A 5,420-nucleotide genomic window follows, 5' to 3' on the forward strand; every position below is an offset into this window, starting at 1 on the left:
TTTTAGCGCGGCTGCACTTTCAGGGACGGCCACAAACTCTGCAAGTGCGCCACGGTTCATGTCGAACAGGCTGGCAAAAACCGCCTCTCCTTTTTTGAAGCGTGTGACGTTTTTTCCGACGGCTTCGACCACACCAGAAAGGTCACTTCCGACAACAGCAGGCAGCCTGAGAGGAAGAAGGGGTCTGAACGATCCGTCGGGGATGGTACAGTCGATAGCATTCAGCCCCACGGCATGTACTCTGACTAACAGTTCATCATTTTTTATGACCGGCTCCGGAATTTCATCAAATTCTGTCAGGCCGGGTTTGCCATATTTTTTCAGGACCAGGGCTTTCATAGGCTTTTTCCACAGTTAACTAAGAAGTAAGGCTTAAGGGGCTGTCGAAGGCAAAAAGCAGGGGCCTTCTCGCCGGCCCGGAAAATTTTTCTTGCTCTTTTAAATGATGAGTGACATACATAATAAATGTCAACCGTCATTTAAAAAACAAGAGAGGATCTATGCGATACACAACGTTTGGTCGTAATACCGGTTTACGCGTATCAGAGTTGGCTCTGGGAACAGGGAACTTTGGAACCGGCTGGGGATATGGTTCGCAAAAGGATGAAGCGAAGGGGGTGTTCGAGGCCTATGCGAATGCCGGTGGGAATTTTATTGATACCGCCGATATCTACCAGTTCGGTCAGTCTGAGCAGATGATCGGGGAACTGATCGCGGCAGACCGCGACCATTTCGTGGTGGCAACCAAATACACCCTGAGCGCTCAGCCTGATGCTGAAGTGGCGAATACGGGTAACAGCCGCAGAAATATGATCCTTTCGCTTGAAAAAAGCCTCAAGCGGCTAAACACCGACCGGGTAGAAATTCTGTGGGCCCATTTTGATGACCAGCTTACGCCACTTGAAGAGATCGTTCGCGCTTTTGATGACCTTATCCGCGCCGGAAAAGTGCAGTACGCCGGACTTTCTAACTTCCCGGCCTGGAAGATTGCGCGGGCGGAAACGCTCGCAGAGCTGCGCGGCTGGTCACGGATTGCCGGTATTCAGGTAGAATACAGTCTGGCTGAACGCACGGCGGAGAGGGAGCTTCTCCCTATGGCCGAGGCGCTCGGGCTCGCAGCAACCCTCTGGTCTCCTCTGGGCGGCGGCATGTTGACCGGAAAGTACCGTTCGAGCCAGGAGGGGCGTCTTACCGGTTTTGGAGGCCGCCTGGTGCAAGCCGAGCAGGATCCCATGCTGCTTGATGAAGTCATTCGCCTGGCGCAGGAGAGGGGAGTCAAGCCTGTGCAGGTTGCTATGGCGTGGGTTCGTCATAAAGCCACAAGGCTACAGACGTCGATGATCCCCATCCTGGGCTCGCGAACGCCTGCGCAGTTCGCTGAAACGCTGCTTGCGCTGGAGCTTCAGCTCAGTGATGAGCAGGTAAACCGTCTTGATGAGGTCAGTCAATTTGCACTGGGTACACCCCATCAGCAAATTGCAGATAATTTACTGCGTGCACGCGGGCAGGCCGCTGAATATGATAAGGTTTCGCCGCCGAAAGCCTGAACAGGCGGGATGTTTTTCAGGGGGCTAATAACCCCATAAAAATGGAGGGAGGCTAAATGGCCAGAACCGGGCGGGTTTCAAAAGAGCAAAGCGATCTTAATCGTGAAAGTATCATCAGCACCTCATCTGAAATGTTCAGAGAGAAGGGCCTTGATGGCGTGAGTCTTAAGGACATTATGTCAGCAGCAGGGCTGACGCACGGTGGGTTTTACGGCCATTTCGCCTCCAAAGATGCGCTTGAAACGGCTGCCTGTGAACGGGCATTTGAAGAGGCCAGCGTTCAGGCGAAAGCGCATGAGATCGCTAATTTTGCACAACTGGTTGAACACTATCTTTCGCCGGTTCATCGGGACAGCCCGGCTAATGGATGTCCGGTTGCGGCTTTAGCTACTGACATTCAGCGAAAAGGCCCGGAGAAACCGGTGCATCAGGCATACGTGTCCGGAGTGAGAGATATGGCAGAGCAGATTAAAAAACTACAGGACAGCGCTACAGCTGATGATATTGAGGACAAACATCTTATGCAGTTTGCTCTGATGACAGGGGCGTTGATGCTTGCCAGAGCAACCCGTGGTGATGATATCTCTGAGCGTTTCCTTAAGGCTGCGAAAGCGGCGCTATTGGACAAAGATAAAACCCGATAGTAGCGGGTATCGCTTTTCTGTAGAACCCGTGCGCCTTTAAACGATCCGGTTATTGATGTAAAAATGCTGCAGCCCCAATACGCTCTCGTCAGCAAAATCAATAAAGAATTAACCGGGCCTGGCCAGAATCGGCAGACCCTGTGTAGTCTGGCTTTTACCCGGCCTTTGCCGGGCATCTTTAGTAATGGAATAGCATGAAAAATATTAGCGGTCTCAGCCATGGAACAGCATTAGTGGTTGCAACCATAGTGGGTGGAGGCATGTTTGCGCTTCCTCTGGCTCTTGAAAATGTATGGTTTACAAAAGGGGCGATCACGTTAGCGATCTCAGCATTTTTCATGCTGCTTACCGGCTTAATGCTGGTTGATGTAAATTTGAGATTTCCGTCAGGGACAAGTTTTCATACTTTCACGAAAGACCTTCTGGGCCACAGAATCAGCTTAATAGTTAATGTAAGCTTTCTTTTTGTTCTCTATTTGATCACATATGCTTATATATCTGGCGCCACCTCTGCTTTTTCGGGCATGCTGAGTAAGATATTTGGTATTAATGGAACTACGTGGTCAGTTTTGCTGGTGACTTTTCTGGTTTCCTCTCTGATTTACATGGGTGGGGCTATAGCAAGTTACGTCATCTCTTTTTTCGTTGCAGCAAAATTTATTACTTTTTTCGTGGCCACCGGTGGTTTACTTGAAAATGTAAAAATCCAATATTTAACTAACAACCCCAAATTGGATGGCGTCACTTCTCTTATCCTGATTATTCCAGTTTGCATTATAGCGTTTGGTTTTCATGGAAGCATTCCCTCGCTCATCAAAATTTATGGCCGGAATAATTATAAAAAGGTTGTTGGAAGTATATGTGCAGGGGTCTTTATTTCAATGATCATCTATTATTACTGGCTAGCCTTATCTATGGGCGTGGTTGATAAGGCCACCTTTGCAGAGCTTAAGCACTCCGGTGGTAATATCGGTCCTTTTATCAAGATGATTGAAGGAGGGAAGGCAGCGGCATCAATGGACATGATTTTGGTTTTTTTCGCAATGTTTTCCCTGTTATCTTCTTTGCTTTCAGCTTCATTAGGTTTGTGTGATTACTTTCGTGACCTGTTGAAAAATCGGATGGTGAAGAAAAATGAAATGTTATCTGTTCTTTTGACGTATTTACCTCCGGCTCTGTTTTGTATTATCAAGCCTGATGGTTTTCTACTGGCCATTTCCTATGCTGGCATAGCACTTGTCATCTGGGCAGTGTTACTACCTCCGGCTTTACTTCTTGTTGCCCGAAAAAGATGTCTGGATGCGACTTATAATTTTCCTCTGAGCAATAATGCATTAAAATTATTTTTGGTTATGGGGACTTTAATGTGGATTTTCATGGTAGCAAACGTTTTTATCTACTGACCGTATACACGGCCATTAACGATGCGGCCTGCTCCCCGTTGAGTACATGCCGATGTGAGCAACGTTCGCTTCCGGCACAAAGCGGACCTGGCGTAGGTCGCTGTCTGCTATGAGCGAAAGGCGGACATTCATATTTAGCGCTGAGTCATGTACCGGGCGATAAAGCAGCGATGGCTTCGCCGCGCATTATGAAACGCATGGTTCTGATCACTGACGTACACAGAGCGCCGCCATTTACGTCAACTTTCGCTTTAACGGATAGGGTGCCGGAAGGATGATGGATAAGTACCTTTTCCGGCTTTTCCAATGCAAAGATGCCAGAAGCTATTGTTCCCTCAATGCAGCAGGCTGCAGCCAGAGCTATTGAAGACGTGACGGGAGCAGCGCGGTGGGGCCGATCACAGCTTACATAACGGGCAGTAATGCCTTCCAGACCATTTCGCGCGGGAGAAATGACTATGATGTCGGGAACGTTTGTCCGGAGGTGGCGCGCCTCGTTGTCATCCTGACACAGCTTCATCATTAATGAGGCTTTGACACGCAATTCTGCCCTCGTTTTCACATACTTTCTGTGAGCCACCAGGGTGATGTAATCCTCATCGGCTCTGATACCAGTCTCTTTTGCACTGATAATTACCCAGGGAACAGTCGCATTAATCAGCGTTGCCAGAAACTCTGTGCCGTCATCAAGCGTAACCTGGTCGTTTTTATTCCCTGTCGGAAAAAAGCGGCCTGATATTGAGCCTGCGGATGTTCAGGCAAATAGAGTGGTGAGGGCAATAATGTCTAAGGATTCCATCCCCCATTAAACGAGTGGTGGGAGGGAATTATAATTGCCTGCTCACTCTATATATCAGTAACTCTGATATCTTTATAGAGAGCCTGAATACGGCATACCTGCGAAGAGCTGGATAGCCCGGAACCGCGGCTGCCGTTAACAGAGGATAAGTTGATTTCAGAGGAAGGCAGCGTATCTTTTGGGATAATAACGCACGCCCTGAATGACGTGCGTGTAGCGATGGAAGTGGTAAAAAATTAAGTTGGGACCGTGGTCCCAGCGATCAAAATGATTGATTTACCGCGACCAGCACAGTGTCCGGGTCCGTTAAAACGCTTACTGTGATAACTTCTTTTGGGTCTTTACCCTGCCAACAATCTGCCTTTATATGGCAGGTCCTCTGCTTATCATAACCCTTTGAATTTAGGTAGTTACCCACCTCTTTTGTATCACTGGTGTTATGAAATTTTATCGCGTATACATGAGCTGACGGGCCAGTAATATTGGCATAGTCAAAATCATAACTTGATGAAATCCGGGGCATACTTTTCAAAATTTCAGGGGTATAAAAATTATACTCCCGCGAATCCTGCTCCGTATAGTTAGCGCTTCCAGCCAGATCCATGCCTATATAGGGCCAGGCATAAATAAAGACAGCGGCAAGAACGACTACGATCCCGACTAAGATTTTCCGCGATTTACGCATAAGGCAAGGTTCCTCCTCTTGTTTTGTCCATGTAAGAACCGTCAGCAGAAGCCACTGCGACTATGCCCGAACTGAAATCGCTCCACGGCTTAACCGTCTGCATAAAGTTTGGCAGAACGCCTTCACGCGGTCTGGCATTAGGGGATTTATCAGGATCGGGGAACAGAATTGGCTTAAACCCTTCGTTTTTCCATGAGCCTATCGGCCCATAATGATCCCATCTCTTCAACGCCTCTTCTTTGCTGACCGGGCGTAGAATCTCGAACGGATCCTGAATCGACACGACCCGGTAAAACCCTAATAAATCTGATATGAGGTCTTCACCGCTAAAGCCGCTGTCAA

6 protein-coding genes and 1 pseudogene are annotated in these 5,420 nt (G+C 48.3%); 3 read left to right on the plus strand and 4 right to left on the minus strand.

The features are described from left to right. The coding region (locus tag RTK32_RS18270) for an alcohol dehydrogenase catalytic domain-containing protein (protein WP_312046480.1) at positions 1-339 on the minus strand (339 nt) is incomplete at its 3' end. A 161-nt stretch (positions 340-500) separates the two neighbouring features. Between RTK32_RS18270 and RTK32_RS18275 the strand changes: the two genes are divergently transcribed. From RTK32_RS18275 to RTK32_RS18285, 3 genes are all read left to right on the plus strand, one after another. Further along, entirely contained in the window at positions 501-1,547 is a 1,047-nt protein-coding gene (locus RTK32_RS18275; protein ID WP_312046482.1) for an aldo/keto reductase, read from the plus strand. Positions 1,548-1,603: 56 nt separating this feature from the next. Then, a complete protein-coding gene (locus RTK32_RS18280; protein WP_312046484.1) occupies positions 1,604-2,191 on the plus strand; it encodes a TetR/AcrR family transcriptional regulator in 588 nt (195 codons plus the stop codon). Positions 2,192-2,385: 194 nt separating this feature from the next. Further along, positions 2,386-3,594, plus strand: coding sequence for an aromatic amino acid transport family protein (locus tag RTK32_RS18285; RefSeq protein ID WP_312046486.1), 1,209 nt, complete (start codon positions 2,386-2,388; stop codon positions 3,592-3,594). A gap of 145 nt (positions 3,595-3,739) precedes the next feature. On the opposite strand, the gene RTK32_RS18290 is transcribed toward RTK32_RS18285, so the two are convergent. The 3 genes and pseudogenes from RTK32_RS18290 to RTK32_RS18300 all read right to left on the minus strand — a co-directional run. Next, positions 3,740-4,333: a PrpF domain-containing protein gene (locus RTK32_RS18290; RefSeq protein ID WP_312046490.1), complete on the minus strand. Its 594-nt coding sequence runs from the start codon at positions 4,331-4,333 to the stop codon at positions 3,740-3,742. A 322-nt stretch (positions 4,334-4,655) separates the two neighbouring features. Beyond that, positions 4,656-5,078 carry a hypothetical protein gene (locus RTK32_RS18295; RefSeq protein ID WP_312046488.1) on the minus strand — a complete coding sequence of 141 codons (423 nt, stop codon included), beginning with the start codon at positions 5,076-5,078 and terminating at the stop codon, positions 4,656-4,658. Next, positions 5,071-5,420: pseudogene (locus RTK32_RS18300) on the minus strand (hypothetical protein); the annotation flags it as partial. The gene RTK32_RS18295 and the pseudogene RTK32_RS18300, both read right to left, overlap by 8 nt.

This window comes from Erwinia sp., from assembly GCF_031978025.1.
GTDB lineage: Bacteria > Pseudomonadota > Gammaproteobacteria > Enterobacterales > Enterobacteriaceae > Erwinia.

What these genes read in the sequence shown, in the direction of transcription:
- RTK32_RS18295 (WP_312046488.1), bottom strand. Translation starts at nt 5,078, where the DNA reads ATGCGTAAATCGCGGAAAATCTTAGTCGGGATCGTAGTCGTTCTTGCC.
- RTK32_RS18285 (WP_312046486.1), top strand. Translation starts at nt 2,386, where the DNA reads ATGAAAAATATTAGCGGTCTCAGCCATGGAACAGCATTAGTGGTTGCA.
- RTK32_RS18275 (WP_312046482.1), top strand. Translation starts at nt 501, where the DNA reads ATGCGATACACAACGTTTGGTCGTAATACCGGTTTACGCGTATCAGAG.
- RTK32_RS18280 (WP_312046484.1), top strand. Translation starts at nt 1,604, where the DNA reads ATGGCCAGAACCGGGCGGGTTTCAAAAGAGCAAAGCGATCTTAATCGT.